The following is a 25130-nucleotide window of genomic DNA, read 5'->3' as shown; positions in this document are numbered from 1 at the left end:
CTCAGTCCGAGGACGGGCACGCTGCCAAGCCGTGACCTGGGCCACAAGTGTGGTTACTCTCCAGTAAGTCAGGTCGAACGACGAAGGGCGCGATCATGAGCACGATTCAGTACAGCCGCCAGGGATCTGGCGCTCCCGTGGTGCTGATCCACGGCATCGGGCACCGACGCCAGGCGTGGGGCGACATCCCGGAGCGGCTGGCGACGTCGTACGACGTCATCGCCATCGACCTGCCCGGTTTCGGTGAGTCGCCGCGGCCGACCAAGCCCGGCTCGTACGCCATGACCAGCGTCGTCGACCAGATCGTGGAGCTCTTCACCGAGCTGGGCATCGACCGGCCGCACGTGGTCGGCAACTCGCTCGGCGGCTACTACGCCCTGGAGCTCGCACGACGCGACGTGGTCGCGTCCGCCACGGCGCTGTCACCGGCGGGCTTCTGGAGCTGGCCGGAGCTGTATGGAGTTGCCGGTGTGCAACTCGCCGTGATGAAGGCGTCGACGTACGCTCCCGGTCCGGTCCTCAAGCTGTTCGCTGACAACGGCACGCTGCGCAAGATCAGCATGCGCGCGCTCTACAGCCACCCCGAGCGGCTCACGCCCGAGGCGGCGCTCGGCGACTCCTACAACCTGCGTCGCTCCAAGGCGTTCTGGCCGACGTTCTTCAGAGCGGTACGTCTGAAGTGGCATGGCGAGGAGCCGCCCACCCCGGTCACGGTGGCCTGGGGTGACACCGACCGGCTGCTGATCCCGCGACAGGCGACGCGCGCTGCCGAACGGCTCCCGAGCGCCGCGCACGTGACGCTCGTCGACTGCGGCCACGTGCCGATGATCGACGACCCCGATCAGGTCGAGCGGGTCGTCCGAGAGCAGGTCGAGGCCGCCTCAAGGACGCGCCTGCGTCCGGTTGCCGACGCTTCGTAGTCACCTCACGCGTCAGGGCTGAAACGGGATTCCGCTCGGCTTCGAGGCGGTGAGCAGGTTGCGGAACCGGTCGTCCTTGTCGGTGATCTTGATCGTGGCCGAGCCGAAGTCAGCGTTCATCAACGTGTCCCGCAGACCGGAGCTGGGCCAGCCGTCCCAGCCGACGAGCGGCGGATAACGCCAGTCGTGGTAGTGGTTCTCGGGCGGCTCGTCGTTGCCGTTGGCGAGCCGGAAGAAGTGCGTGCGGATGCCGTCCTTGTGATAGACGACCTTCGGGTGCGAGCCGGCGAACAGGACCTCTGAACGCGGGTAGGTGACCTGGCTCGAGTGCTGGGTCGTGGTGACGTACTCGACCTGGTTGGTCGACTGGTCGATCCACGAGATCACGTGCTCGAAGTCGTGCCGGTGACCGCCCAGCCCGCTGCCGGCCACGGCCTGGTCCTTCTCGAAGTAGCTCGCGTACACGACAGCACACCAACCGTTGTTGCACTCCGAGCGTGAATAGGTCTGGGAGTTGTCGAGATCGGACTGGTCGTGGCAGTTGCCATTGACTGCGCCGGTCGGGTTCAGGCCTGGGTTGAGGCCACCGTCGGCGGTGATCGCTGGCACGGCGTAGCAACCGTCCCCGTCGTAGTCGAACGCCGGCGAGAACGACTGCTCCTCACCGTTGGCGTTCTGCGGAAGTCCCGGTATGGGGTCGGCGTGAGCCACCGCCGTCGTGGTCACCAGCAGCGTTGCGGTCGCAATCGCTACGCCGAATGACAGCCGGCGCGCGCGAGACGTGTCGATCATGGTCGCTCCTTCTCAAGGGGAGGCATCGCTCACGACTGTGACGGATCGACCGCACGCGGAGCCATATTGCACGGGCTCTTTACAAATGAGCGCGCGGCGCCGAGCTACGGTGCGAACCATGGGGCATCACATCGATCCGCGGGTCGACGACTACATCGACGGACTGCTCGACTGGCAGCAGGTGATCTGTCGCGAGGTGCGTGAGCTGGTGCACGCCGCGGACCCGTGTGTGCAGGAGACCATCAAGCGCACGGTGCGGCCGTACTTCGTGCTCGACGGCAACATCTGTGCGCTCCTCGCGACGAAGAAGCACGTCGATGTCTTCCTGTACGACGGTGCGATCGTTCCCGATCCCGACGGCATCATCACCGCTGGTCATGACAACAAGACCGCACGCACGGTCGCGATCCAGCCGGGCGAGCAGGTGAACCGGGACGCTCTGGTCGCGATGTTCCGGCAGATCATCGCCAACAACCGCGCCGGCGGCTGGCGCAAGCTCAAGAACGCCTGACGCCTGCGGGACCTCACTCGCGGCCGGCGACCAGACTGACAGGGCGGGGGCGGGTGCTCGACCAGCCGGCCACTGCGCTCGTCGCCGCGACGACGAGCACGCTGCCGACGCCCAGCCCGATCACGAGCATCCAGGGCACGTCGAGCACCGGCACCCCTAGCGCAGACTCATTGCCTCGTCGTACGCCCATCAGGCAGGTCGCCGCGACGACTCCGCCCAGCAGCAGTCCGATCGCGGTCACCACGAGCGACTCCACGACAGCGGCGAGCACGACCTGTGCCCGGCTGAACCCGGTGACCCGTGCGACGGCCAGCTCACGCTTGCGCTGCGAGACGCCCACGGCGACCGCGTTGATGACGCTGATGAGGGCGTACACGCCACCCAGACCGGCGAGCGCGCCCATGACAGAGACGTTTTCGTCGCCCTGCTGCCGCGACTGCTCTGCTGACCAGGAGTGCAGGTCTCGCACCATGCCGACGTGCGATGCGCGCAGCCGGTCACGGACAGTGGCCACCGACGTCCCGGCCGCCACACGCACGACGGTCTGCGTCGGCGCCTTGGCCAGGACGGCCGACGGGACGACAGCGCGCGGCACGATCACGTCGGGACCGGGTCCGACGGTCTCCGGTAGATGCGCGACGACCGGCAGCCGTCTGGTCACACTGCCGACCTGCATGACGACAGCGGACTGCTTCGGGCTGATGGACACGGCCGCGCCCGGTCCAAGGACGGCGGCATGGTCCGAAAAGTCAGACAGGCGACCGGTTTTCGGCGCCAGGTCTGTGGTCGCCCGATAGCCCGCAGGGTCCACTGCAACGACCTCCGCCCACTTCATGGGCTGCGCCGCGCGGCCTGTACGAGGGAGCAGGATCCGGGCCGGCAGCGTGCTGGTCGCAGCCGCCACCGCGACGCCTGGCGTCGAACGAATCCGAGACACGGAGGCGCCTGTGGACTCGACCACGATCTCGCCCTTGGTGGTCTGCTCCCGCTCGACCGTGGCGGCCGCGGTCTGCGAGGTGAGGATGCCCATGAGCCCGACGACGAGACCGACGAGCACGATCAGAGGGCCCGCGGTGGTGGCTGTCCGTCGTACGCCATCGCGCAGGCCAGAGCGGGCGAGGTCACCGACCACGCTTGGCCGCAGCGCCAGCCCGACCACGGCGCCGACGCCCGGCACGATCAACGGGCTCAGCTGCTGCAGGGCGATCGAGCCGGTGAAGATCACCGCGAATCCGAGCAGGACCGAGGTCAGCATGTCGCTGCTGGTCTGCGATCCGATGGCAGCGGCAACTGCAGGCACGGCCATGCCCAACCCCCACAGCCACCGTCCCAGCGTCATGACCCGGGCCGCCTGGCCGACATCGCGCAGCGCCTCGAGCGGCCGGACGCGGGAGGCCCGCCGGGCCGCGAGGGCGACACCGGCCACCGCGACACCCACTCCGACGCCGAGGTCCACGACGAGCAGCCACGGCGAGAACGACACGTCGAGCCGATCAGCGGGCAGGTCCAGGTTGCCCAGGAGCCACAGCTGGCCACGTACGACGACGGTGCCGAGCAGCGCGCCGAGACCGCTGCCGAGAACACCGAGGACGAGGCCCTCACCGACCAGCAGAGTCATCAGGTTGGCGCGGGACGCACCGCTCAGCCGCAGCAGCGCGAGCTCACGCCGTCGCTCGGTCACGGTGAACGAGAACGTCGAGCTGATGATGAAGACCGAGAGGAACAGACCGAGGAACAAAGACATGCCCATGATGGCGTTCACATCGTCGAAAGACCTTGCCAACTCAGCAGATTCGGCTGGTGTCGCGCCAGCTGGTGGAGAACCTGCCCCATCGATCACCACCGCACCGGCCTGCACGAGCGCGACGCCCAGGGCGATGCTCAGGAGGGCACCGACGAACAGTGTCCAGCGATCTCTGAACGTCTGGAGTGACATGCGCAGCACGGCTCAGCCCTCCAGCTCGGTGAGGCGGGCAGCGATGGCGGCCGCGCTCGGTCGGACCATCCAGTCGGCCACGCGGCCGTCCGCCAGGAAGACGACACGGTCGGCGTACGCCGCAGCCGTCGGGTCGTGCGTGACCATCACGACCGACTGGCCCTGGGCGTCGACCAGGCCGCGGAGCATCGCGAGCACGGTGCGCGCGGAGCCGGTGTCGAGGGCACCGGTCGGCTCGTCGGCGAAGAGGATGTCCGGCCGCGTCACGATCGCACGGGCAATCGCCACGCGCTGCTGCTGACCGCCTGACAGCTCGCGCGGACGGTGTCGCCCGCGCTGGCCGAGGCCGACACTCGCGAGCACCTCGCGGACACGCTGGTGCGGCACGCGCTGGCCCGCAAGGCGCAGGGGGAGGGCGACGTTCTGCTCCGCGGTCAATGCACTCATCAGGTTGAACGACTGGAAGACGAACCCGATGTGCCGCCGCCTCAGCTGGGTGAGCTGCTGCTCGGAAGCTGCGGACACCTGGTGATGGCCGAGCCAGACGTCACCCGACGTGACCTGCTCGAGCCCGGCGGCGCAGTGCAGGAGCGTGGACTTCCCCGAGCCCGAGGGTCCCATCACTGCCGTCCAGGTGTGCGCCTCGCAGTCGAGGGTCACATGGTCGAGTGCACGCACCTCGTGGTCGCCGCGACCGTAGGTGCGACTGACGTCGCGCAGGCGCAGGCTCGGCGCGCTGTCCATCAACAACGGTCGGTCGGAGGTCGGATGCAGCTGACGCGAATTGCTCATGCCTCCAGTGCAGTCCGTCGACGGCCGTGGATCACTACGGCCAGACACCGTCTTCGAGGTAGACCTAGCACTACTGACCGGTGCCGCCCGGCGCTCTAGCGTGGTGGTGTGCGCCTCCCGTCGACCCATTCCGTGGACCTCGACCGGCGTACGCGGTCGTCGGTGGCTTCGGCGCTGGGACTGCGCCGGTTCGCACTGACTCGCTGGCCATGGCGAGCTCTCCTGTTCGTCGTCAGCACGGGCATCACGCTCGTCGTGCTTGCCGGGCCGCTCATGCTGATGGGCCTGCCTGCGCTGGTGGCCGTCTCGGAGCTGGTCGACGGGCAGATGAGCTGGATCGCAGCCACCGTGCTCGTGCTGCTGAGTGCGGTGCTCACCGTGGTGTTCCTACCGCTGGTCGCGGAGCTGGTGGTCATCGCGGATCGCGCGCGGGCGCAGCTGATCGATGCGCGTCGGATGCCCGAGACCGCCCCCGCGCCTCGCGAGCCGGTCGCCTGGCTGCGCGACAGATACGCCTCGCCTGCCCGCTGGCGGCAGGCGGCGTACGTCGTCGTGATGTTCCCGTTGATGAGCACAGCACTGCTGCTTGTCATGGCCCTCGGCCTGATCGGCGGTGTGCTCCTGGCCGCTCCGGTGATCGTCGCGGCCGACGCCGGACCGATCGCCGTCGGCGGCTGGCAGGTGGACTCGGCCTGGCCGTCCGTCGCGGCCGCGCTGGTCGGTCTCATGCTTCTCATTGGTGCGATGTACGCCTGGAGCGTGGCTTCGGTGGTGCAGGTCGCCGTGCTCAGGTTCATCCTCTCCCTGGGTGGAGCGGCCGAGCTGGAGTCGCGTCTGGTCGAGGTGAGTCGGTCTCGCGCACGGCTGGTCGACAGCTTCGACGCCGAGCGGCAGCGCATCGAGCGCGACCTGCACGACGGGGCCCAGCAGCGACTCGTGACCCTGACGATGCAGCTCGGGCTCAGCAAGATGGAGGTCGAAAGTGCTTTGGGCACCGAGCATTCGGCGACTCAGACCGTGTCCGCTGCACACGATCAGGCCAAGGAGCTGATGACTGATCTGCGCCAGTTCATCCGCGGTGTCCACCCGAAGGTTCTCTCCGACATCGGCCTTGAGGCCGCGCTGGATCAGCTGGCCGCACAGGCGCCGCTGCCAGTCGCGCTGTCGTACGGACTCACGACGCGCGTACCCCAGCACGTCGAGTCGACGGCCTACTTCGTCGTCGCGGAGGCGCTGACCAACGTGGCGCGGCACAGCGACGCCCGGGGCGCGCGCATCGACGTGACGCACGACGGCCACGCGCTCTGGGTCGATGTGAGCGATGACGGGCAGGGCGGTGCAGACCCGCGCAACGGCACGGGTCTGACCGGCATGGCCGACCGGCTCGCGGTGCTGGACGGCACCCTGCGGGTCTCGAGCCCGGTGGGCGGCCCGACGCTGATCCGGGTGCGGATCCCGAGTCGACTGGAGGAGACGTGATGAGCGAAGCCGTGACGAGGGTGGCGCTGGCCGAGGACGGAACGCTGCTGCGCGAAGGGCTCGTCGGGCTGCTCGAGCGGCTCGGCTTCGAGGTGGTGGCCGCGGTCGGTGACGCGCAGGCGCTCATCGCCGCGGTGGAGGAGCACCGACCGGACCTGGTCGTGACGGACATCCGGATGCCCCCTGGTTTCAGCGACGAGGGCCTGCAGGCGGCGGTGTCACTGCGACAACGGATCGACGGCCTTCCCGTGGTGGCGCTCAGCCAGTACGTCGAGCGCAGCTATGCCGACGAGCTGCTGGACTCGTGCGGTGGCCGCGCGGTCGGTTACCTGCTCAAGGACCGCGTGGTCGACGTCGCCGAGTTCGCCGAGTCCCTGCGTACGGTCGCCCGCGGCGGTACGGTCGTGGACCCCGAGGTCGTACGACAGCTGTTGCGTCGGCGGGACCCCCTCGGCCGCCTGACCGAGCGGGAGCTGGAGGTGCTGGGCCAGCTGGCCGAGGGTCACTCGAATGCCGCGATCGCGGGCCGGCTGTTCGTCTCGGAGGCCGCCGTCAGCAAGCACGTCGGCAACATCCTCACCAAGCTCGACCTGCCGCCCAACGACGACCACAACCGGCGCGTGCTGGCGGTCCTGGCGTACCTGAGGCAGCCTCACTCTCCCTCGTAGTGCAACTTATGGTTGCGCGATCGGCGAGAGGCGCGTACTGTCACATGCAACCAGAAGTTGCACTAGGAGGCGCGGCATGGAGTACGGAAGCATCGAGCGCGAGATTCACGTCGAGGCGACACCCGAGGTGGCGTACGAGGTGGTCAGCAGCCCCGAGCACCTGCGCGAGTGGTGGCCCGACGACGCTGACTTGGACCCGACTCCGGGCGCGACCGGCGAGATCATTTTCGGCGAACGCGGGTCGGAGGACGCGAACGTCGAGCAGATCACCGTCGTCGAGGCCGACCCGCCTCGCCGGTTCTCGTTCCGCTGGACCCATGCCGCAGGTGAGGTCGCGACGGAGACCAACTCACTGCTGGTGACGTTCGATCTCGTCCCGGCCGGCAACGGCACGGTGGTCCGGATGAAGGAGACCGGATTCCGCGAAATGGGTTGGGAGGTGGCGGTTCTCGAGGAGCAGTACGCCGCGCACGTCGAAGGCTGGGACTTCTTCATCCCGCGACTGGGCACCTACGTCACACGGCTCGTGGAGTCGTCATGACCACCGCGGTCAGCGACGACCTGTGGTCGGCCATCGGAGACCCGACCCGGCGACGGATGCTCGATCTGCTCCTTGCGGACGGTGACGGCACCGCGACCACGCTCAGCGAGCAGCTGCCCGTGACACGTCAGGCCGTCGCCAAACATCTGGGCGTCCTGGACCGCGTTGGTCTGGTCGACGTGACGCCCGTCGGACGGGAGGTGCGATACCGGGTGAACGATGCACAGCTCGCACGAGCGGCCGCTCAGCTCGCCTCGGTCGGGGCGACCTGGGACGCCCGGCTGCGGCGGATCAAGCGGATCGCCGAAGCCATTCAGCGCAGCAAGAACACGTGAGACCGCGGCCGTCGCCGACGGCTGCTTCGAGACACAGCGTCAGACAACAAGGAGCAAGAGCAATGGTCGACATCCTGCACAAGATCGCCATCAAGTCCGAGCCGAAGGCGGTGTACGACGCACTGACCACCATCGAGGGTCTGTCGGGTTGGTGGACCCGCGACACCAGCGGTGACCCTGCCGTTGGCGGAGTCGTCCAATTCCGTTTCGAACAAGGCGGATTCGACATGAAGGTGATCGAGTCCGAGCCTGGCGAGAAGGTCCTGTGGGAGGTCGTGGACGGACCCGAGGAGTGGGTCGGCACGCACGTCCACTGGGACCTTCGGCACGAGGACGACTACACCGTCGTCATGTTCAAGCACGAGGGCTGGAAGGAGCCGGTGGACTTCATGTACCACTGCAGCACCCACTGGGCGATGTTCCTGATCAGCCTGAGGTCGCTCGTCGAGACCGGGACAGGTGCACCCGGGCCGGTCGACATCAAGCCCGACGCCCGCTTCTAGCCGAAGGAACCCGCCTATCGTGTCGGCGCTGCCCTTGCCCCTCATCGGGCAAGGGCATTCGGACGTGCACGGAGTCACTCGAAAGGACCTCATCATCACCAGCCCTCCCACTTCGGTCGACCGGCCGCGGTCGCCTCAGCAACTCCGGTCACGGCGCTCGGTCCTCGGGCTGGGCGGGCTCGTCCTGGTCGGCGCAGCGATCACCTCGTGTAGTGATCCAGCGGACTCGGGTACGGACCCCTCGAGTGAGGTGGCGCCCACGAGGCCAAAGGCACGCTGGAGGAACTGTTCCCCGACCGCGACGTCGTAGAGGTGCCGATCGACGGCATTGCCGCTGGGGGCGGCGGGATCCATTGCGCCACTCAGCAGGAGCCTGCCTGAGTCGATGTGGTCGTCCGCGACGTCCTGGCGTTGCCCCGATCGCGGCCCCGCGCCACCCGTCGTACGTGCCCCGCTCAGCTCTCCCCGCCGCTGCGCCATTCGCTCGCGCAAAGTGACTCGCTACCTCGTGGATGGCTCCCCTCGAAGGGAGCCACCTGAGAGTTGGCGAGTCACACTGCGACAGCAACCTCGCGCCCGGCTAGACGGAAGTCGTCAGACTCGTCCTGTGGCGGAGCGGGCAATGCACGTCGGGCCCGCCCACATCGTCGAGATCTCGAGCACGTGCGCCTGGTCGGCCGTCGGGACGAGCGCGGAGCTGTAGTTGGGGCACGGGTTGTCGTACGCCTCGGGCACCTCGACCGGCGCCCAGATCCTGGTCCAGGCGCCGCTGCCGCCAGAAGTGTTGGTGAGCAACGTGATTCCGTTGCCGCCGTCGATGCCGCCACCGCTGTTGACAAGGAGCTGACCCGCGAGCACGAGCTTGCCTGTCGCCGATCCGTCATCGACGACGGTCACGGTCGGCGCGTGCTGGAAGCGGGTGCCGTCGGTCGCGACGATGCGGGTCCCGGCCTGACCGGGGTCGCCCCAGTCTGCGCCGTCCGCGGACGTTCGGTAGAACACGTCACATCCATGGTTGGGCCCGCAGATCTCGTACGTCATGATGCGCTGGCCGTTCTTGAGCTCGCGGACGACAGGCATACCGGGGCGGTCGTCCCAATCGCCAAGCGAGACAACGGGATACGGTTGCGACCAGGTCTTGCCGCCGTCGGGCGAGAAGACCTCCATGATGGCCTGGCTGTGGGCGGACTGGGTCTCGTCGGAGTAGTAGATGGTCAGCTGGCCCTCGGCGTTGACACGCATCTCGGGCTCCCACAGGCCCTTATTGTTCGCGCCCGGCCCGGCGACGACCTGGGACCGTTTGGTCCAGGTCAGTCCGTGATCGGTGCTCGCCCACAGGTTGATCGCCAGCGGGCGCACCTGCTGGTTGTACGTGGCGGAGAACAGCAGCGCTCCCGCCGGCAGATCACCGACGGCCGTCGGGAGCTCGTAGATCGACTGGCAGCACTGACCGCCGGACGCGAGTGGATCGCGAACTTCGCTGACCTTGTTGAAGGTTCGGCCTTCGTCGGTGCTGCGGAAGATCGCGCCGTAGTTGCCGTTGTCATTCGCGTACGCCGTCGCCAGGATCTGTCCGTTGGCGTCACCAGAGTGCTCCAGCCGTACGGCGCGTGGGTACATCGCGGTGCCGGACCCGACCTGGTTGGAGCCGATGACGACCAGGGAGACGTCGTCGAGCTTGAGCCAGGTGTCCCCGTTGGCCCACGCGCCGGCGTACACATCGAGCTTGTCGGAGCGGCCGCTGCTGACGACCACGGTGACCTGGGTCCACGGGCCGATGGCGTGCAGCCGGTTCTCGTTGCGGACCGCGCCGCCGCCGGGCACCCGCGCACCGAAGTAGCCCTCGGTGAGGTTGTCGGACGTACGGATCCAGCCGGTGAGCTCGTACGTCGTGTCGGGCGTCACCGAGACCGTTTGGTAGATCGCGTTCCAGCCGGAGGCGCTCTGGGTGAACGCGTTCTTCTGACCACCATGGGGTGAGTCCCCGAGGTCCGCCCCGCAGGTGCCGACGCAGGACCACGGCGCGACGAGCGCACCCCCGGGCTGCGCCTCCAGCCCAGGGTCGGCCACCACGTTGTCCGCCTGGGGGACAGGCGCCTGCGCGTCCGCCGGGCTCGCGATCAGCGCGAGCAGCATGGCGAGCGTGACCGTCAGTAGGGGCACAACGCGGCGCAGGCGGGTCATGGGCGCTCCGTCCAGTCAGGCGGTCCGAGTCACTGCGGAGCGGCGACATCCAGGTAGTTGCCGTCGATGTTGATCGTCGTGCTGCCGTACGTCTCGTCGTGGCCACCCTGGTACTGATGGATCCGCTGGTGGAGGGCCCACTGGTCGTCGCCGACGTATCTGCCACCGGCGGTGTCGTGTGCCTCGTTCCACCACGCGAACCAGATCTGGTCGACCACGGTGTAGCTCGGATTGGTCGTCTCCGAAGCCGCGTCAGCGATCCCTGACGACGCGCTCGAGTAGACGCCCGAGAGGTAGCTCGCCTCGTGCAATGTGTCGGTCCAGCCGGACAGGTAGGACAGGAAGGCGTCCTTGCACTGGGGGTCGGACGGGTACTGCTCGATGTCGTTGTAGAGCACGCTCCCTGTGGGGATCCCGAGGCTCTGCGCCGCCTGCACCGAACCCCTCGCCGCGTCCGACCCTTCGGTACGAGCGACGACCGGATCGCTGGACATCCTGTTGCTGAACCGCGAGCAGGAGGCCTGCTTGCCGACCTCGATCGGGATCAGGTGCCAGCCGGCCGCGGTCTGGGCGGTGACCCAGTCCGCGGTCAGGTTGGGCTGCTCGCAGGCACGCGTGTCACCGCTGATGTAGATGCCGACAGCGGAGTACGGCGAGCTCGCCTTCCAGTCGTCCATCGCGCCTTGCGCCGGGGCCTGGCAGGCATCGAACCCTTCGCCCGTGTACGTCCCCGGCTGCGGGCCGACCGCCTGTGCCGCCGGCGACGCGGACTTGGCAACGAAGGGCGTACGCCGAGCGCTCGCCGTCAGCCGGGCGTCGCCGAGCACGTCTCGGACCGACTGCTCGGTGGCACTGGTGTGTGCAGCCGTGACCAGCAGGCCGGCAGCCTCGACGACGTACTGGATCTGTCCGTGCTTGCTGCTCGGCCGCGCCGGCGCGGCGTCACCCGCGGGAGTGCGGGTGACGCCGGCAGACACGCTGGATCCCGTTGCGGCAGTGATGGGCTCGAGGTGGATGCCCGCGGTTCGCCCCATCAGGCCGGCGGGGCAGTCGGTCTGCTTGCCGGCCGTGCCGAGATAGACCGCGGGCCGGTCGTACCTGACGCACGCCCGCGGGTCCCGCGCGAGGTCGACGACCTTCCAGTCGTCCGGGATCTGGATCTGATACCCGTGGTACGAAACGGTTTTCGTCTGCTCGTCGGCCCTAGCCGCCGCGACGGGAGCCGCGACGGAAGTCGCCAGCGCGGTCGCCATCAACACGGTCAGTGATCGTCGGGAGGGGCGCATTCACTTCTCCTTGGCTGTGGGGACCACGCTGGCGTGGGGGCGAGCGAGAGCTACTCGCCGGTGATCAGATGCATAGCGAGCTCGGGTGTGAAGTCACCAGCCTTGGTGCCCTCTCCGAGCCCGCAGTCGCCGTCCGAGTCACCGACGTTCTTCACCCAGAGAAGCATGTCCGCGTCGTCGCTGGTCTGTGCGGGCACACCGATTTTTCGACCTTCCGGATTGCACCACTCGTCACCCTTGGGGCCGGTGCCGTTGCGGCTGGTGTCGACGACGTAGTGGCTGGTGCCGCCGATTGCGTCGTTGACCGCTTTGCCGTACGCCACGGAGTCCTCGGTCGTCTGGTAGTTGGACGTGTTGAGCGCGAAGCCGCGGATCCCCTCCACGCCAACCTGCTTCAGGCGATTCGCCATCTCTCCGGAGTCGATCCATGACGAGTGCCCGGCATCCATGTACGCCCACGTGTTCGGGTGTCCGGCCATCTGATCGGACGCGAAGTGCAGCAGCTCGAGGCGCGTCGGACCCTGGTCCGGCAGGCAGTCGTACTGCGCGAGAGCGTCGGGCTCGAGGATCACCACCGCCGGCCGGTCGCCGAGCCCTTCAGCGAACTGGCTGATCCAGGTGCGGTACTCCTCGGGTGAGTCCGCCCCGCCGTCGGACTCACCTTTGCAGTCGCGGCCCGGGATGTTGTACGTCACCAGCACCGGCATCTTGTTCTCGGCCTGGGCGGCCTTCGTGTACGCCTCGACCGCAGCCTTCGGGTCGGCCGTCCAGTCGCCGAGCCACAGGGCGCCCGGCTTGTCCGCGATCTCCTTCTTGATCGTCGGAGCTCGCTCGGCGTCGGGGTTGTCCTTGACCCACTGCGCCGAGTTGGAGTCCGGGTCGGCGTAGAAGCCGTCGGTGGCCTGGAGCGGGTTCGCCGGCCCGTCGGCGTGGGCGGGAGCCACTGCCGGGGACAGGGTAGTGAGGGCCAGCAGGCCGAGGAGGGCAACGGCTGGTCGCGTGGTCATCAGGTGTCCTTTCGGTGGTGTCATCACTTGCCGTCCCAGCTGGACAGGACACGCATCTTGTCCCACGGGATGTGGCTCAGCGCCTCTTGAGATCCGTCGAGACCGACCTTGTTGAGGATGCCGCCGTCACGCATGCCGTCACCGGGCTTCTCCCACGGCTGCCGGTCAGGGTCGGTGAGGTCGTCGCCGGCGACACCGATACCGCTGATCGGACCAGGGCCGCCGCTGTCCAGGACGTAGCCGCCGTACTTCTGCATCGCGACGCAGACCATCTTCTCGCCGGCGGACGCTCCGTCGAGGCCGTTGCAGTCGACCGACGGGTCGAGCTGCAGACGAGCACCCATCGGCGCGCACGAGTCGTCCGAGCTGTCACCGTCCGACTTGCCGGCCGGTGCGCGAACGTCGTCCGAGCAGCTCGTCTGAGAGGTGAAGTAGAGCGCGTGGTCGATCGAGCCCGACTGGATCTCGCTGTAGAGGATGAAGCCGGTGCCCGCCTGGACCTCGGCGCCGGTGCCGACGCCTTCGGTCTTGGACTCCGCACCGCCTCCGCTCGCGGCCGGCCAGGTGCCACCACAGCTGCCGTTCCACTGACCACCGTCCTTGCTGGCGCCCCAGATCGACTTGATCGTCCCGTCGTCCTTGTTGTGGACGACGATCCACGCGTCCCCTTCCTCGTCGACCCCGGGAGTCTCGCGAGTCGCATAGTCGGGGATGTGCATGCTGCCGCCGACGGAGCAACCCCAGTCCGCGCTGAACTCCGGGTTGTACTCGGGGTCGCTGTTGCTGGTCTCGTAGATGGTCATCTGCCACTCCGGGCCGTTGAGGCGCGGGGTGTCGTCTCCCATGCTGCCGATGATGGCGTCGGACTTCGGGTCCACCTTGGGATCGGCCGGGATGGCGGACCGGAAGTAGTTGGGCGAGCCATCAGTGCCGGTGAACAGCTCGGTCGGTCCGGGTTGCCTTGGGTCCCAAGGGTCGTCGGACGCGGCGGCGCCGGCATTGCTGCCGACCCCAGCTGCCAGGCCCAGCGCGGTGATGGCGGCGGCGGCCCGAAGGCGCTTCGCGGTCGTACGTGTCATGACGGTTCCTTCCCCTCTTTGAGCGTGCGGTTTCACTGCTCGTACGCGCCGATGTCGACAGCGCTCCCGGCTGGCCGCGGGTGGTTCTCGAGATCGAATGCCGGTGCGCTGTCTGCGGATCCGGCGTTCACGGCCTCGGAGTCGGCCTTCAGGTGGAAGTCACCGCCAGCAGGATCGACGAAGCCGGGGTCGCCGGCCACGTTGTGGTCGCTGGTGAACCCGTCGTTGGAGACGTCACCCTCGCCAAAGATGTTGTTGCGCAACAGGTTGTCGCCCTCGACGTCCGCGTCGAAGGAGATCGAGCCGGCGCCGTTGTCGTAGAACGTGTTGTTGACGATCTGGACGTTCGACATCGTGCCGTCGGTCTCCTTCCAGAACGAGATGCCGGCCTGCGCGTTGCCGTAGCTCACGTTGTTGTAGATCTTGACGTTGTTGAGCGTGCGGCTGTCCGACCAGTGCTCGACCGCGAGGGCGATGCCGGCCTTGGACTCCTCCTTCGTCCCGGTCGTGACGTTGTTGTAGACCTCGACGTTGCTCGAGGAGTCGACGTAGATGTTCGGCCCGCGGTTGTTCGAGACCACGTTGTCGTGGATCTTGGCCTTCGCGTCATCGTCGTACTTGACGTCGATGCCTTCCTCGCCGTTGTCGTGCACCTTGCAGTGCGAGACGTCGATGTTGCTCGACCCCTCACCGAGGCTCATGGCCTCACCGTCAGCGGAGGTGCCCTCGGCGTTGGTGCCGTGGATGTCGCAGCCGTCGACCAGGATGTTCGAGACGCCGTACAGGACCAGGCCGCCGTCCTGCGAGCCGTCGACCTCGAAGCCGGAGAAGGACAGGTCGTGTCCGCCGTTGGCCCTGACCGCGAAGCCGGACGAGTCCTTGGACGTCACATTGATGAAGCGCTGCCAGGAGTGCTCACCGATCTGCAGCAGTCCGTCGTCACCGCCGCCCTCGCCGGTGATCACGGCCTGGCCGCCGTCGCCGTAGAAGGTGATGAACTTGCCGTCGTCACCGTCGTTGTTGATGGTGAGGCCGCCGTCGTACGTGCCTGGCGTGATCGCGACGTTGTCGCCGGGCTGCGCCGCGTCGGCCGCGTCCTGGATGTTGTCGAAGTCCTTACCTGGTCCGACGGTGATCGTCTTTCCGGATGCCGGCGGCGGGATGTCCTTCACCGTGGCGACCCCTGCGGTGCGCTGGCCCTCGTGGAAGAGGCCTGGGGCGCCTTCGTGGAAGAGCGCCTGAGCGGGGGCGGGCCCGGGCAGGAACGCCAGGCTTGCCGCGAGTGCTGTCGTGATGCCGAGGCCGGTCTTGACTGTCGATGAGCGCATGGTTCTCCTAGGCAGTCGTGAAGTGGGCTGTGACGGATCGGTCAACCACTTGTCTAGTGATGCGTGCGGGGAGGGGTCCCCGGTGGTTTCGGGCTCAGACGAAGCGTGACCACTTACGGAGAATCTCTTGAGAAATCGTTCTCCAAACGGCCGCGTCCGAACTGGCAGACTGGCGATCGTGATGGGTCGGCTGATCGCGCAGCGCTACCGACTCGAGCAGCGGTTGGGCTCTGGCGGCATGGGCGTGGTCTGGCGCGCCACGGACGAGGAGCTTCGCCGCACAGTCGCGCTCAAGCGGTCGCACACCGCAGATGCCGAGCAGATCCGCCGCGAGGCTCGGGTCGGTGCACGGCTCACGCATCCCAAGGTCGTCACCGTCCACGACGTCGTGGTCGACGGAGACGACTGCTGGCTGGTGATGGAGTACGTGCCCTCCCGCAGCCTGGACGAGGTCCTCGGTACTGACGGACCGCTGACGCCTGCACAGGTCCGCAGGGTGGGCGCCGACCTGACCGACGTACTGGCGGCGATGCACGCGAACGGCATCGTGCATCGGGACATCAAGCCGAGCAACGTGCTGATCGCCGAGGACGGCACCGCGATGCTGTCGGACCTGGGTATCGCCCGATGGACCGAGGCGACCGTCACGGGCGGCGCGTATCACGCTGGTACGCCTGGATATCTGGCGCCAGAGGTCGCCAAGGGAGAGGAAGCCGGTTCCGCCGCTGACGTCTTCTCGCTCGGCGCCACGTTGTACGCCGCCAGCACCGGGGATTCGCCCTGGGGTGATGGCGAGCGTGGGCCGTTCGCGCAGACGCGGCGGGCGGCGTCGTACGACCTCGAACCCCTAGCTCCTGCAGGGGAACTCGCCGAGGCGCTGGGCGCCTTCATGCGTGAGGAGCCCGAGCAGCGACCCGCGGCCGTACGCGCTCGACAGCTGATCAGCGGCGACCAGCCTGGTGAGATCGACGACCAGGTCACGACCGGAGATGGTGGTCGGGCCGGCGGCGGCCCACGACCCGCCTGGTGGCGACGGTGGCGGTGGTCCGTGCCGATAGTCGCTGCAGTGGCCGTGGCCGGTCTCGTCGCCGCCGTGCTGATGACCGGCGTGCTCTCGCGCTCGCCGGCGGCGAAGGCCGAACCTCCCGGCTCCCTGGGCGATCCGCGGACGGCGGACCCGTGCGCGCTGCTCGACCCGGCCTCGCTGTCCAGGTTTGGCTCCGTCGCCATGGAGCCCGACTACGGCAACTTCAACCACTGCGACGTCGTCGTCACGCCGACAGACAAGAGCGGTGCAGTGGACGTGGCGCTGGAGCTCCAGTCTCCCGACGAGTATCCGGCCCAGCCGCCCGTGCGGGGCCGCATCAGTCAGGTGCAGGCCGACCCGCCGGAGGAGAACCGCTGTCAGCGGACCATCACGCTGCCCAACCTCTACCGCGTGGTGATCTTCGCCCGCAACGTGCAGGAGAAGCCGGCGCCACTGTGCGGAGCGGCCGAAGCGGTCGCGCTGGCGACGTACGGGCGGCTCGAGCAAGGCCCCATCCCACGCCGAAAACCGTTCGCAGCAGGGTCAACTGGCGATGTGGACGCCTGCGCCACCCTGAGCGGGCCAGACGTCAAGGCGGGCCTGGGCGCGGCTGCCACGGCCGAGCCGGACTATGGCCGCTGGACCTGTTACTGGGAGCACGGCGACAAGCAGATCACGGTGACCTTCGGGCGGGAGTGGCCGCTGGAGGACGACCCACCGGACGGCACCCGGGTCAACCTCGACGGGCACGCCGGATACGTGTCCACCTCCAAGAACGACGGCCACGTCGATGAGTGTGATGTGACGGTCGTCCACCGCCGCTACACACCAGACCCGCCGACTCAACGAGGCACACCGCGCCAGCGCGAGGAGACCGTCACCGTGAGCCTCGAGGCCGGAGGCACCAACGCCGGCCAGAGTCTGTGCCCGACGGCGACCACCTTGGCGCGCACCGTCGTACGCCACCTGCCAGCGGGTTGAGCCGGACGAGCCGAGCGTGATCTGAGGAGGCGGTCGAGTGGCCTCTCCTCAGGTCCTGGGGGAGTGACGCACCTGAGGAAGCTGTCGAGCGGTCACTCCTCAGGCTGAGCCTCGCGACACGTGAGACACACCGGGCAGGGTCAACTCGGATAGCGTCGCAACGTACTGCTCGACGTAGCAGGAGGATTGGGATGGAACCCCACCCCGACGGATCTGTCCCGGGCACCCTTTTCGTCGCGGACGGCGTGACGATCGCTCCGCAGGAAGGGTTGGTCGTCCGGTTCGGGCGCAACCGGCTCGAGGTCGACCTCTGCATCGGCGCCGATGACCTGCAGGTCAGCCGGGTGCACGGCACCATCACGTGCCGGGCCGGCCAGTGGTGGTTGGACTGCACGGGCCGATCACCGGTCCAGCTGCCCAACGCGGTGCTGCTCTACAGCGACTCTCCGCCCGTCCCGCTGGACGTTGGCTACACACCGCTGTCCTTGCGCAGCTCGCGCGGGCGAGAGCACGTCATCGAGCTCTACATCTCCGGGCCAAGGGGCAACCGACCGTCAGCGTGGCCGGCAGCCGAGACCGAGGAACCTCGACGCTGGCGCCTGTCCCGGGACGAACGCCTCGCCCTCGCCGTGCTCGGGCGCCGCTATCTCGTGAATGAGCCGCACCCGCAACCTCTCTCACGTCAGCAGGCTGCCGCCGAGCTGCTCGATCTGGACCCGGACGGGCGCTGGACGGTGAAGAAGGTCGAGCACGTGGTCGCGGACGTCAGGACCCGGCTGTCCAGCAACGGAGTGTTCGGTCTGCGTCGCGACGAGGTGGGCGAACCGGTCGGTCTGACGTTGGCGGTCAACCTCCTGCGCGAGCTGACCTCATCGTCGACGCTCGTCCCTTCGGACCTGGACCTGCTGGAGAATCCGGACGACGCGCCACCATGTGAATGACGGGTGAGTGCTCTGTCAGCGGTCTTGGCCGATGACGGTGGACAACGGAATGGCGGCAGCCATAGCCGCGTATCCGGCCGGGTTCGGGTGCAGCTTGTCGCCGCTGTCGTACGCCGGGTCAAGGGTGTCCGGCTGTCCCGGAGCAGCGAGGGCGCGATGGAAGTCGATGACCGAGTCCGCGATGTGCTGGCGCCGAATCCAGTCGTTCACCGCGTTGAGGATCTCGATGCGGTCCGGAGCGACGTCTCCACGAGGCGGGATGGTGCCGAGATGGACGCGGACGCCGGCTGCGTGTCCGCGTCGGACCAGATCTGTGAGGCCGGCAATGATCGCCGTGGCCGGCTGGGCGGGGTCGGTTCCCAGGTCGTTGGTGCCCTCCATGATGATCACGTCGCTCACTCCAGGGACGTCGAGCACATCTCGATCGAAACGGTGCCGCGCCGAGGGGCCGTAGCCGAGCACGTTCTGCCCGAGACTGCTCGCGTCTCGGGTCACCTGGTTGCCACTGATGCCGGCGTTGACTACGCCGACGTCGTCGTGTCCCGCAGCGAGGAGCCGGCGCGCGAGGAAGTCGGGGTAGCGCTGATTGGCACCGAGAGTCGTGAGTTCCATTGGTAGGGAGTGGAATCCATCAGTGATGGAGTCGCCGAGCGTCACGATGGTTCGGCCCTGGCGAGTGCTGGCAACATCGACGCCGCTCACAAACGGCTGCAACACGTTGGGCACGAGGAACGGCAGCCCGTTCTCGTTCGAGGACCAGTCGCCGACGCTCATCCAGGACACCTGGTGGGCGTCGAAGTGCTCGGTGGTGGCCGGCGTGGTCAGGGCAAAGAGACTGACCGCGAGTGGCTGAAATGCCTTGACTGGCAACCGAACTGGGTCGCTGACCACGTCGGTGCCCGCGGGGATGGTGACCGTCGTCCCACCACCGTTGAACGTCACCTGGTGGTTGGACCCGCTGATCAGGCGCGCGCCCCCGGCGCTGCTCTGACCCAGGTAGGTCGCGTTGATCGTCAGAGGTGACTTCCCGAATCGGTTTGTCAGTCGTACGCGGGCTGCGGGTCCGCTGCTGTGTGGGACCACGATGTTGCGCATCGTGCTCAGGTGAACCCCCAGCGGGTTGGAGAAGCCAGGAGACGCGCCGTATGCGCCGATCCAGGTCGCACGGGCGTAGTCGGTGTCGACAGCCAGGGTGGTGGCCCGGGCTGGGCTGCCCGCGATCACAAGGAGGCCGAGAGCCGATCCACAGCTTGCGGCGATGAGCGACCGGCGAGTGCTGAACCTGGTTCATCGATGCTCCAAGGTGATGGTGACGGGTAGGTGATCTGATGCAGTCGTCCGACCGACAAACAGGTTGCTGACGGCGAGGTCAGGGCTCAGGTAGATCTGATCGAGCTCGTCCGTGGGTTGATCAGCCGGGAACGTCGCGACCGGGCGCCACGCATGAAGGCCATCCACCAAGGAGCGGTCGAGGGGACGCAGGGCGACGCTGCCCGGCTTGTCGTTCAGGTCTCCGGTCACGACGACAGGCGTGCCAGTACGCATCACTCGAGTCGCCATGTCGGCGACCGCCTGCGACTGCTCGGGCGGGACGGTGACGTTGTCGTCGAGAGTCTGGAGGTGCGTACCGACGACACCGAGTCGCTGACCCTTGCCCACGTCGATCGTGACCGACAACGCCTGCGCGCCCGTCGGTGCGCCTGCGGCGGGCAGGACCCGCTGCTCGTTCACTCTGATCGGGAAGCGCGAGAGGACCGCGTCGCCCCAGTCCGGGCCGGCCGCCGGGGCGTACACATAGCGCATGCCGAGCCGACGCGCGATCGAGGGCAAGGCGTCGTGGTCGCCGTCGACGGCCCAGCCGCGGTCCATCTCGCTGAGCCATACGACGTCCGGCTTCTCGCGGTCGATGACGTCGGCGATCCGGTCGGGGTCGTAGCGACCGTCGAGCGAGACTCCGCCGACGTGCACGTTGTAGCTGAGCAACCGCACGGGGAAGCCGTGCCCTGCGGAGGGCGACGGCGGACTGGCGGCGGTGGTCGCCGGCGTACAGATCAGCACGCCGACCGCGGCCACGGCCACCCAAGAACCGATCGTTCGAGCGCGCGGGCTCGACGTCCGGCTCACCGGACTCGACGCCGACCCGGGTCGGAGGGACAGGACCGCAAGGAGCGCAGCGACGGCGATCGGTATCGCCGCGGCGGGGAACGGCAGCGCGACCGCCTCGGACGCGAAGAACACGAAGATGACGACGAAGAAGACGAGCTGGCCGCCCCAGGCGGTCAGCTGACGCCGACGGGCTGTGGCGGGTCCAGATGGCGCTGCCATATTGCCCATCAGGAGGCCGAGCGTCGCGGCGGCGCCGGCCTGCGGGAGGACCGCCCACGACGGCAGCACACCGTGAACGCCGTCCACGGTGGCGCGAGCCATCAGCGCGACGCCGAAGAGGACGAGGAAGGTCGCGGCAGCGACGGATCGCACCCACGTCTGCTGAGGGAGCAGCGTCAGGGCCGCCCCGCCGATGCAGGCCGCCACAATCAAGAGCTGGCCGGCTCGATGGCCGGACTCGACCGCGACGGTGGCTCGCAGCGGCGCGCCGGTGACCAGCAGGACGACGACCAGAGCCGGCCACAGGGCGAACCAGAGCCGGCCCGGGGCGTACGACGTGACCGATGGCTGGCGCAGGACGAGACGTGTGCTGGCGCAGGCAATGGCCATGAGTGCCACGGTGATGGCCCATCCCACGACTGGCGTGGTCCACATCGGTGGGACGCCGCCCAGGGCGACCCGGATGGTCACGCTCGCCGCGACACCGGCGTAGAACCCGAATGCGACTGCCCTGCCGTCGAATTCGCTGGTTCGGGCGGCCGCCACGAACCAGCACAGCAGCATGAGCACGGTCACCGATGAGGCGTAGACCTGCACATCCGGGCTGACGTCCGCCTGGAGCAGCAGGCGTCCGAGGCCGGCCAGCCCGATGGCTACGAGCAACAGCCAGCGCGACCTCACGAGAACCGCCAGACCGGGCAGCACGAACCACACCAGAGCGAAGACCAGCATCTGCACGACGGAGGTGTCGCCGGCCTGTCCGTAGATCGTGGTGATCGACAGGAGCCAGACGGGAATCACGTCAAGCAGCAGGACAATCGCGGCGCCCACGGCGATGGCCTGAGGGGCCACGGCGTGCTGGGTGGATCGAGCGCTCAGAGTCGTCTCGGTGGTGCTCATGAGTGATGGCCTCCGATGGGCCGAACGTGACACGGGTCACCTCAGAATGACGTGCGGCCTAAGATCGGTCAAGCGACTTGGTCAATTGACCAATGGGATGGCTCGCTTCTATAGTTCGCCAGCCAGCACCAGGCACTCTGGACGGAGACCCGACGCATGAGATCCCCGCACGGCTCGAGTCAGCGCCATTCGCTGCGCCCTGCTGTCGCAGTCAGGTTTCCGGTGGACGGGGGCTCGCGCAGCACATCGCGCCTGGGGGCCGCGGTGCTCGCTGACTCGTTCCGTGGCATCAACGACGATGACGCGGCACGAGTCGCGGCCGGCGCGGCGAAGTGGCGACAGGACTACGTCGAGCACTTCGCACGCTCGACCGCAGTGGGCGCCGGCTCAGGTGAGTCCGCACTCGGAATCGCGAGGCAAGGGCTGGCCTCCTTGCAGGAGCGGATGACGCTGGCGATGCCTGGCGGCGATCGAGCCCTCGAGATCGAGCAGCTGCCGACACCACTGCCGGTCGACACCGAGACCGTGCGCGGACAGGGCGAGCGGGTGGGGCGCCTGGAGGTTCCGTACGCCGGACGCATGCTCGCCGAGGGCGACCTCCGTGCGCAGCTCGGGCGCTGGGTCGAGCAGGGGCTGATGGAGCCGGCTTTCGGGACCGCGATCGAGTACGCCATCGACCACCCCGACGTGCTGTCCGCGCCCGACCACACCGTTGTGGTGCTGGGCGCGGGAGCCGCCATGGGACCGCTGGCTCAGCTGGCCCGGTGGGGCGCCGACGTGGTCGGTCTCGATGTGCCCGATGCGGCCGTCCAGGCGCGGATCAAGGAGCTTGCCCGGTCCGGTTCGGGTGTACTTCGACTGCCCGTGGTGAATGGGCGTGACGTCGCTGGCCTCGGGCTGACCGAGGAGCTGCCTGAGGCAGTCGCGTGGCTCACCGAAGTACTCAGCACCAGTCGGACTCCGGCACTGGCCAATCACCTCTACGCAGACGGCGGTTCGCACGTCGAGCTCACGGTCGCCGCCGACCTCCTGGCCAGTGTGGTTCTCAGGACGCAACCCCGAAGTGCTCTCGCCTACCTCGCCACACCGACCGACTCCTTCCTCGTCCCGATCGACGCGGTCGAGCAGGCGCGGAAACGATTCGACGAACGAGCGTGGCACGGCCCCGTGAGGTGCGTCGTGCGACAGGTGAGCGCCCGTCGACTCTTCCAGCCGGCCTACCCCTCGACCAGCACAGACGAGCACGGCTCGCGGTGGGGGGTTATCAATACCCTCGTGCCGGTGCAAGGACCGAACTACGCACTTGCCAAGCGCGCCCAGCGGTGGCGCGCCATGGTCGCGCATGCCGAGGGTGTCCACGTGTCGGCCAATGTCGCGCCGGCCAGCTGGACTCACTCGGTCACTAAGAACAAGGTGCTCGCTGCGGTGTTCCGTGGCGCGCACCGCTTCGGTGTCGAGATCTTCGAGGCCGACACAGCCTCGGCCCTGATGGCCGCCAAGCTCGTGGTGGACCTGGCCAGACCGCAGTCTGCGGCAGCCAGTGCTCACCCGGAGGCGATGTTCAGTCACGACGCCGTTCATGGCGGACTGTGGCGTCAGCCATATACGCCCCACTCAGCGCTCGGCGTCGCAGCACTCGCCGGCTTCATCACCAAGAAGTAGGGAGTTCAAACTCATGATCGTTGTCAGGATCTCGTTGACGGAGAAGTCGCGATGAAGCTTGAGGGAGCCACCGTCGTCGTCACGGGTGCCTCGAGCGGTATCGGCGCCGCGACCGCCGAAAAGCTCGCTGCCAGAGGGGCGCACGTGGTCCTGATCGCTCGCGGCGAGGACGCGCTGAACGAGCGGGTCCGTGTCATCGAGGAGGCCGGCGGACGGGCGAGCGCGCTCACCTGTGACCTCAGCGACCCAGCTCAAGTACGGCGGCTCGCCGAGTCGATCACCGAGCTGGTCGGTACGCCAGACGTACTGGTGAACAATGCGGGCGCGGGCCGGTTCCTTTATTTGCACGAGACCGAGCCGGAAGAGCTGCTGGCCATGACGGCCATGCCCTACACCGCTGCCCTGCTGCTCACACGTGAGCTGGTCGGCGCCATGGTGCAGCGTGGGTCGGGCCGGATCGTCAACGTCAACTCGCCGGTCTCCCGGCTGCCGTGGGCCGGCGCGACCGGCTACGCGGCAGCCCGTTGGGCGTTGCGTGGCATGACGCGGGCCCTACGACTGGACCTGCGCGGGACCGGCGTCGGTGTCAGCGAGGTCATCCCGGGCAAGGTGGCCAGTGACTACTTTGCCAACAACCCTGGGGCCGAGGAACGCATCCCACCGATCGCCAAGACGATGCCCACCTTGCGACCTGACCAGGTCGCGGACGCGATCGTCCTCGCCATCGAGAAGGAGCGCTCCGAGGTAATTACACCCTGGCAGCTGCGGGTGTTCGAGGTGTCCGGTCGGATGGCACCCGGCACGGCTGACTTCCTCAGCACGCGCTTCCGTCGCCACCGCCCATGAGACACGACCTTGGAGGGTCAGGGTCCTGAGCGTGAGAAGGCCCCACAGGTCGCAACCTGTGGGGCCTCTCAGGGGCTATCCGTTCTCAGACCGGATGCCCAGAGCGATCCAGAGCCACCAGCGTCGGGTCGACCGACTCGGTTGACGTGGCGACATGGGCGCCCGGGTCGGCCGGCGTCCGCCTGCGCAGCCAGAGGCCCAGCGCCATGACGGCCATCGCACCCGCACCGATGTAAGCGATGACAGGCAGGAATCGCAGCATGGTGAGATTGCGCTTGTCGGCTTTGGCGTCACCGACAGCCGTCGCCACCGAGTCGGGGGTCTGCTGGATCTTGATGTCGGCGAGCAGCTGACCGTCGAGCGTGGTGCGGGTCTCGGACTGGTCGACCTTGACGATCGATCCGGAGACCGGGTCGACCCAGTAGGTCTTCTGGGTCGAGTAGAGACCCGGGGTCTTCTCCAAAACCTCGGACTTCACGTCCTTGACCGACAACGTGTAGCGGTACGTCTTCAGGCCGCGGACGTCCTCGGTCCCGGTGTACTTCGCTGGGGTCGTGGTGCCCAGCTGGTCATCCCAGACGGGGTAGGCCTTCTTCTTGGCATCGAACGGCCACTTGTTGAGCAGCCCGGTTCGGGCGGTCAGGCCATTGCGGACGAATGCTGGGTCGTTGACGCCTTTCGCGCTCACCCGATCGGCTGCGTAGATGGACTGCCCGGCGCTGACAAGCCGACCCTGCGGGTCCTTGGCCGAGACGCACTGGCCGATCGTGCCGACGTTCTTCACGAGACAGAAGCCGTCGTGGAAGACGACGACATCGTCTGTGGATCGGTCGGCGTCGGTCTTGGTGATGCTGGTCGCCTTGACCGGAAAGGTCTTCACGGACGCGCCGTCGAAGAGCTTCGCTGAACCAGCCAGCAGCGTCGTGGAGTCGATGTCGAGCGGTGTGCGCTTGAGGTGCGGGGTCGCCCAGAGCTGCACGAGCAGCCCCACCGTCAGGAAGAAGGCGCCCAGCAGGGCTGGGAGCACATAGAGGGTGCGTTTCAAGATCGGACCTTTGATCGTGCGCCGAGCTGAGCGCCGCTGGAG

Annotated in this window: 22 protein-coding genes and 1 pseudogene; 12 read left to right on the top strand and 11 right to left on the bottom strand. The window is 67.9% G+C overall.

Annotated features, from left to right (window positions below; all coding sequences use genetic code 11):
• Nucleotides 1–95 precede the first annotated feature (95 nt).
• Nucleotides 96–920 carry an alpha/beta fold hydrolase gene (locus tag VV02_RS24290; protein ID WP_052595870.1) on the top strand — a complete coding sequence of 275 codons (825 nt, stop codon included), beginning with the start codon at nt 96–98 and terminating at the stop codon, nt 918–920.
• Nucleotides 921–932: 12 nt separating this feature from the next.
• Here the strand turns inward: VV02_RS24290 and VV02_RS24285 are convergent, their stop codons facing one another.
• On the bottom strand, nt 933–1712 hold the full coding sequence (locus VV02_RS24285) for an NPP1 family protein (RefSeq protein WP_052595868.1): 780 nt from the start codon (nt 1710–1712) through the stop codon (nt 933–935).
• 118 nt (nt 1713–1830) lie between these two features.
• On the opposite strand from VV02_RS24285, the gene VV02_RS24280 reads away from it, so the two are divergent.
• Entirely contained in the window at nt 1831–2223 is a 393-nt protein-coding gene (locus VV02_RS24280) for a DUF1801 domain-containing protein (RefSeq protein WP_052595866.1), read from the top strand.
• Nucleotides 2224–2236: 13 nt separating this feature from the next.
• On the opposite strand, the gene VV02_RS24275 is transcribed toward VV02_RS24280, so the two are convergent.
• Nucleotides 2237–4159 (bottom strand): ABC transporter permease, encoded by a 1923-nt coding sequence (locus VV02_RS24275; protein ID WP_157063546.1) that lies wholly within the window; start codon nt 4157–4159, stop codon nt 2237–2239.
• Nucleotides 4160–4171: 12 nt separating this feature from the next.
• On the bottom strand, nt 4172–4951 hold the full coding sequence (locus tag VV02_RS24270) for an ABC transporter ATP-binding protein (protein WP_218917466.1): 780 nt from the start codon (nt 4949–4951) through the stop codon (nt 4172–4174).
• 108 nt (nt 4952–5059) lie between these two features.
• On the opposite strand from VV02_RS24270, the gene VV02_RS24265 reads away from it, so the two are divergent.
• The 6 genes and pseudogenes from VV02_RS24265 to VV02_RS27380 form a co-directional block, all read left to right on the top strand.
• Nucleotides 5060–6430, top strand: coding sequence for a sensor histidine kinase (locus VV02_RS24265; protein WP_157063545.1), 1371 nt, complete (start codon nt 5060–5062; stop codon nt 6428–6430).
• Complete coding sequence (locus VV02_RS24260) at nt 6430–7098, top strand: response regulator transcription factor (RefSeq protein ID WP_052595860.1); 669 nt, start codon at nt 6430–6432, stop codon at nt 7096–7098. Before VV02_RS24265 ends, VV02_RS24260 begins: the two co-directional genes overlap by 1 nt.
• Nucleotides 7099–7174: 76 nt before the next feature.
• Nucleotides 7175–7639: an SRPBCC domain-containing protein gene (locus tag VV02_RS24255; RefSeq protein WP_052595858.1), complete on the top strand. Its 465-nt coding sequence runs from the start codon at nt 7175–7177 to the stop codon at nt 7637–7639.
• Nucleotides 7636–7974, top strand: a complete 339-nt coding sequence (locus VV02_RS24250; protein ID WP_052595856.1) for an ArsR/SmtB family transcription factor — start codon at nt 7636–7638, stop codon at nt 7972–7974. The genes VV02_RS24255 and VV02_RS24250 overlap by 4 nt, the downstream gene beginning before the upstream one ends.
• Nucleotides 7975–8036: 62 nt before the next feature.
• Complete coding sequence (locus VV02_RS24245) at nt 8037–8477, top strand: SRPBCC family protein (protein WP_052595854.1); 441 nt, start codon at nt 8037–8039, stop codon at nt 8475–8477.
• Between the two features lie 273 nt (nt 8478–8750).
• Nucleotides 8751–8858 (top strand): annotated as a pseudogene (locus VV02_RS27380) (agmatine deiminase family protein); the annotation flags it as partial.
• A gap of 213 nt (nt 8859–9071) precedes the next feature.
• On the opposite strand, the gene VV02_RS24235 reads toward VV02_RS27380, so the two are convergent.
• From VV02_RS24235 to VV02_RS24215, 5 genes are read right to left on the bottom strand one after another with little or no spacing between them, the layout of a single operon-like run.
• Complete coding sequence (locus tag VV02_RS24235) at nt 9072–10661, bottom strand: sialidase family protein (RefSeq protein WP_052595851.1); 1590 nt, start codon at nt 10659–10661, stop codon at nt 9072–9074.
• Nucleotides 10662–10690: 29 nt separating this feature from the next.
• Nucleotides 10691–11947 carry a DUF1906 domain-containing protein gene (locus VV02_RS24230; RefSeq protein ID WP_052595849.1) on the bottom strand — a complete coding sequence of 419 codons (1257 nt, stop codon included), beginning with the start codon at nt 11945–11947 and terminating at the stop codon, nt 10691–10693.
• A gap of 50 nt (nt 11948–11997) precedes the next feature.
• A complete protein-coding gene (locus VV02_RS24225; RefSeq protein ID WP_083450403.1) occupies nt 11998–12954 on the bottom strand; it encodes a glycoside hydrolase family 6 protein in 957 nt (318 codons plus the stop codon).
• 23 nt (nt 12955–12977) lie between these two features.
• Nucleotides 12978–14033, bottom strand: coding sequence for a hypothetical protein (locus tag VV02_RS24220; protein ID WP_052595847.1), 1056 nt, complete (start codon nt 14031–14033; stop codon nt 12978–12980).
• A gap of 32 nt (nt 14034–14065) precedes the next feature.
• The gene (locus tag VV02_RS24215) at nt 14066–15361 is read right to left on the bottom strand and encodes a right-handed parallel beta-helix repeat-containing protein (RefSeq protein ID WP_052595845.1); all 1296 of its coding nucleotides are present in this window, start codon (nt 15359–15361) and stop codon (nt 14066–14068) included.
• 181 nt (nt 15362–15542) lie between these two features.
• Between VV02_RS24215 and VV02_RS24210 the strand changes: the two genes are divergently transcribed.
• Both VV02_RS24210 and VV02_RS24205 read left to right on the top strand, forming a co-directional pair.
• Entirely contained in the window at nt 15543–17369 is a 1827-nt protein-coding gene (locus tag VV02_RS24210; RefSeq protein ID WP_052595843.1) for a serine/threonine-protein kinase, read from the top strand.
• A 191-nt stretch (nt 17370–17560) separates the two neighbouring features.
• Entirely contained in the window at nt 17561–18310 is a 750-nt protein-coding gene (locus VV02_RS24205) for an FHA domain-containing protein (protein WP_052595841.1), read from the top strand.
• A gap of 15 nt (nt 18311–18325) precedes the next feature.
• On the opposite strand, the gene VV02_RS24200 is transcribed toward VV02_RS24205, so the two are convergent.
• Nucleotides 18326–19534 carry a GDSL-type esterase/lipase family protein gene (locus tag VV02_RS24200; protein WP_052595840.1) on the bottom strand — a complete coding sequence of 403 codons (1209 nt, stop codon included), beginning with the start codon at nt 19532–19534 and terminating at the stop codon, nt 18326–18328.
• Nucleotides 19535–19597: 63 nt separating this feature from the next.
• Entirely contained in the window at nt 19598–21535 is a 1938-nt protein-coding gene (locus VV02_RS24195) for an endonuclease/exonuclease/phosphatase family protein (protein WP_052595837.1), read from the bottom strand.
• Between the two features lie 156 nt (nt 21536–21691).
• On the opposite strand from VV02_RS24195, the gene VV02_RS24190 reads away from it, so the two are divergent.
• Entirely contained in the window at nt 21692–23197 is a 1506-nt protein-coding gene (locus VV02_RS24190; protein ID WP_157063543.1) for a hypothetical protein, read from the top strand.
• Between the two features lie 51 nt (nt 23198–23248).
• Nucleotides 23249–24043: an SDR family NAD(P)-dependent oxidoreductase gene (locus tag VV02_RS24185; protein WP_052595829.1), complete on the top strand. Its 795-nt coding sequence runs from the start codon at nt 23249–23251 to the stop codon at nt 24041–24043.
• 85 nt (nt 24044–24128) lie between these two features.
• On the opposite strand, the gene VV02_RS24180 is transcribed toward VV02_RS24185, so the two are convergent.
• The gene (locus VV02_RS24180) at nt 24129–25088 is read right to left on the bottom strand and encodes a PorA family protein (protein ID WP_169787749.1); all 960 of its coding nucleotides are present in this window, start codon (nt 25086–25088) and stop codon (nt 24129–24131) included.
• Nucleotides 25089–25130 lie beyond the last annotated feature (42 nt).

Origin of the sequence: Luteipulveratus mongoliensis, assembly GCF_001190945.1 — a bacterium.
GTDB lineage: Bacteria > Actinomycetota > Actinomycetes > Actinomycetales > Dermatophilaceae > Luteipulveratus > Luteipulveratus mongoliensis.
This window is presented reverse-complemented; position numbering and strand designations above follow the sequence as displayed.

Excerpts from the sequence above, each read along its gene's own strand:
- VV02_RS24290 (WP_052595870.1), top strand. The coding sequence starts at position 96 with ATGAGCACGATTCAGTACAGCCGCCAGGGATCTGGCGCTCCCGTGGTG.
- VV02_RS24285 (WP_052595868.1), bottom strand. The coding sequence starts at position 1,712 with ATGATCGACACGTCTCGCGCGCGCCGGCTGTCATTCGGCGTAGCGATT.
- VV02_RS24280 (WP_052595866.1), top strand. The coding sequence starts at position 1,831 with ATGGGGCATCACATCGATCCGCGGGTCGACGACTACATCGACGGACTG.
- VV02_RS24275 (WP_157063546.1), bottom strand. The coding sequence starts at position 4,159 with ATGTCACTCCAGACGTTCAGAGATCGCTGGACACTGTTCGTCGGTGCC.
- VV02_RS24270 (WP_218917466.1), bottom strand. The coding sequence starts at position 4,951 with ATGAGCAATTCGCGTCAGCTGCATCCGACCTCCGACCGACCGTTGTTG.
- VV02_RS24260 (WP_052595860.1), top strand. The coding sequence starts at position 6,430 with ATGAGCGAAGCCGTGACGAGGGTGGCGCTGGCCGAGGACGGAACGCTG.
- VV02_RS24255 (WP_052595858.1), top strand. The coding sequence starts at position 7,175 with ATGGAGTACGGAAGCATCGAGCGCGAGATTCACGTCGAGGCGACACCC.
- VV02_RS24250 (WP_052595856.1), top strand. The coding sequence starts at position 7,636 with ATGACCACCGCGGTCAGCGACGACCTGTGGTCGGCCATCGGAGACCCG.
- VV02_RS24245 (WP_052595854.1), top strand. The coding sequence starts at position 8,037 with ATGGTCGACATCCTGCACAAGATCGCCATCAAGTCCGAGCCGAAGGCG.
- VV02_RS24235 (WP_052595851.1), bottom strand. The coding sequence starts at position 10,661 with ATGACCCGCCTGCGCCGCGTTGTGCCCCTACTGACGGTCACGCTCGCC.
- VV02_RS24230 (WP_052595849.1), bottom strand. The coding sequence starts at position 11,947 with ATGCGCCCCTCCCGACGATCACTGACCGTGTTGATGGCGACCGCGCTG.
- VV02_RS24225 (WP_083450403.1), bottom strand. The coding sequence starts at position 12,954 with ATGACCACGCGACCAGCCGTTGCCCTCCTCGGCCTGCTGGCCCTCACT.
- VV02_RS24220 (WP_052595847.1), bottom strand. The coding sequence starts at position 14,033 with ATGACACGTACGACCGCGAAGCGCCTTCGGGCCGCCGCCGCCATCACC.
- VV02_RS24215 (WP_052595845.1), bottom strand. The coding sequence starts at position 15,361 with ATGCGCTCATCGACAGTCAAGACCGGCCTCGGCATCACGACAGCACTC.
- VV02_RS24210 (WP_052595843.1), top strand. The coding sequence starts at position 15,543 with ATGGGTCGGCTGATCGCGCAGCGCTACCGACTCGAGCAGCGGTTGGGC.
- VV02_RS24205 (WP_052595841.1), top strand. The coding sequence starts at position 17,561 with ATGGAACCCCACCCCGACGGATCTGTCCCGGGCACCCTTTTCGTCGCG.
- VV02_RS24195 (WP_052595837.1), bottom strand. The coding sequence starts at position 21,535 with ATGAGCACCACCGAGACGACTCTGAGCGCTCGATCCACCCAGCACGCC.
- VV02_RS24190 (WP_157063543.1), top strand. The coding sequence starts at position 21,692 with ATGAGATCCCCGCACGGCTCGAGTCAGCGCCATTCGCTGCGCCCTGCT.
- VV02_RS24185 (WP_052595829.1), top strand. The coding sequence starts at position 23,249 with ATGAAGCTTGAGGGAGCCACCGTCGTCGTCACGGGTGCCTCGAGCGGT.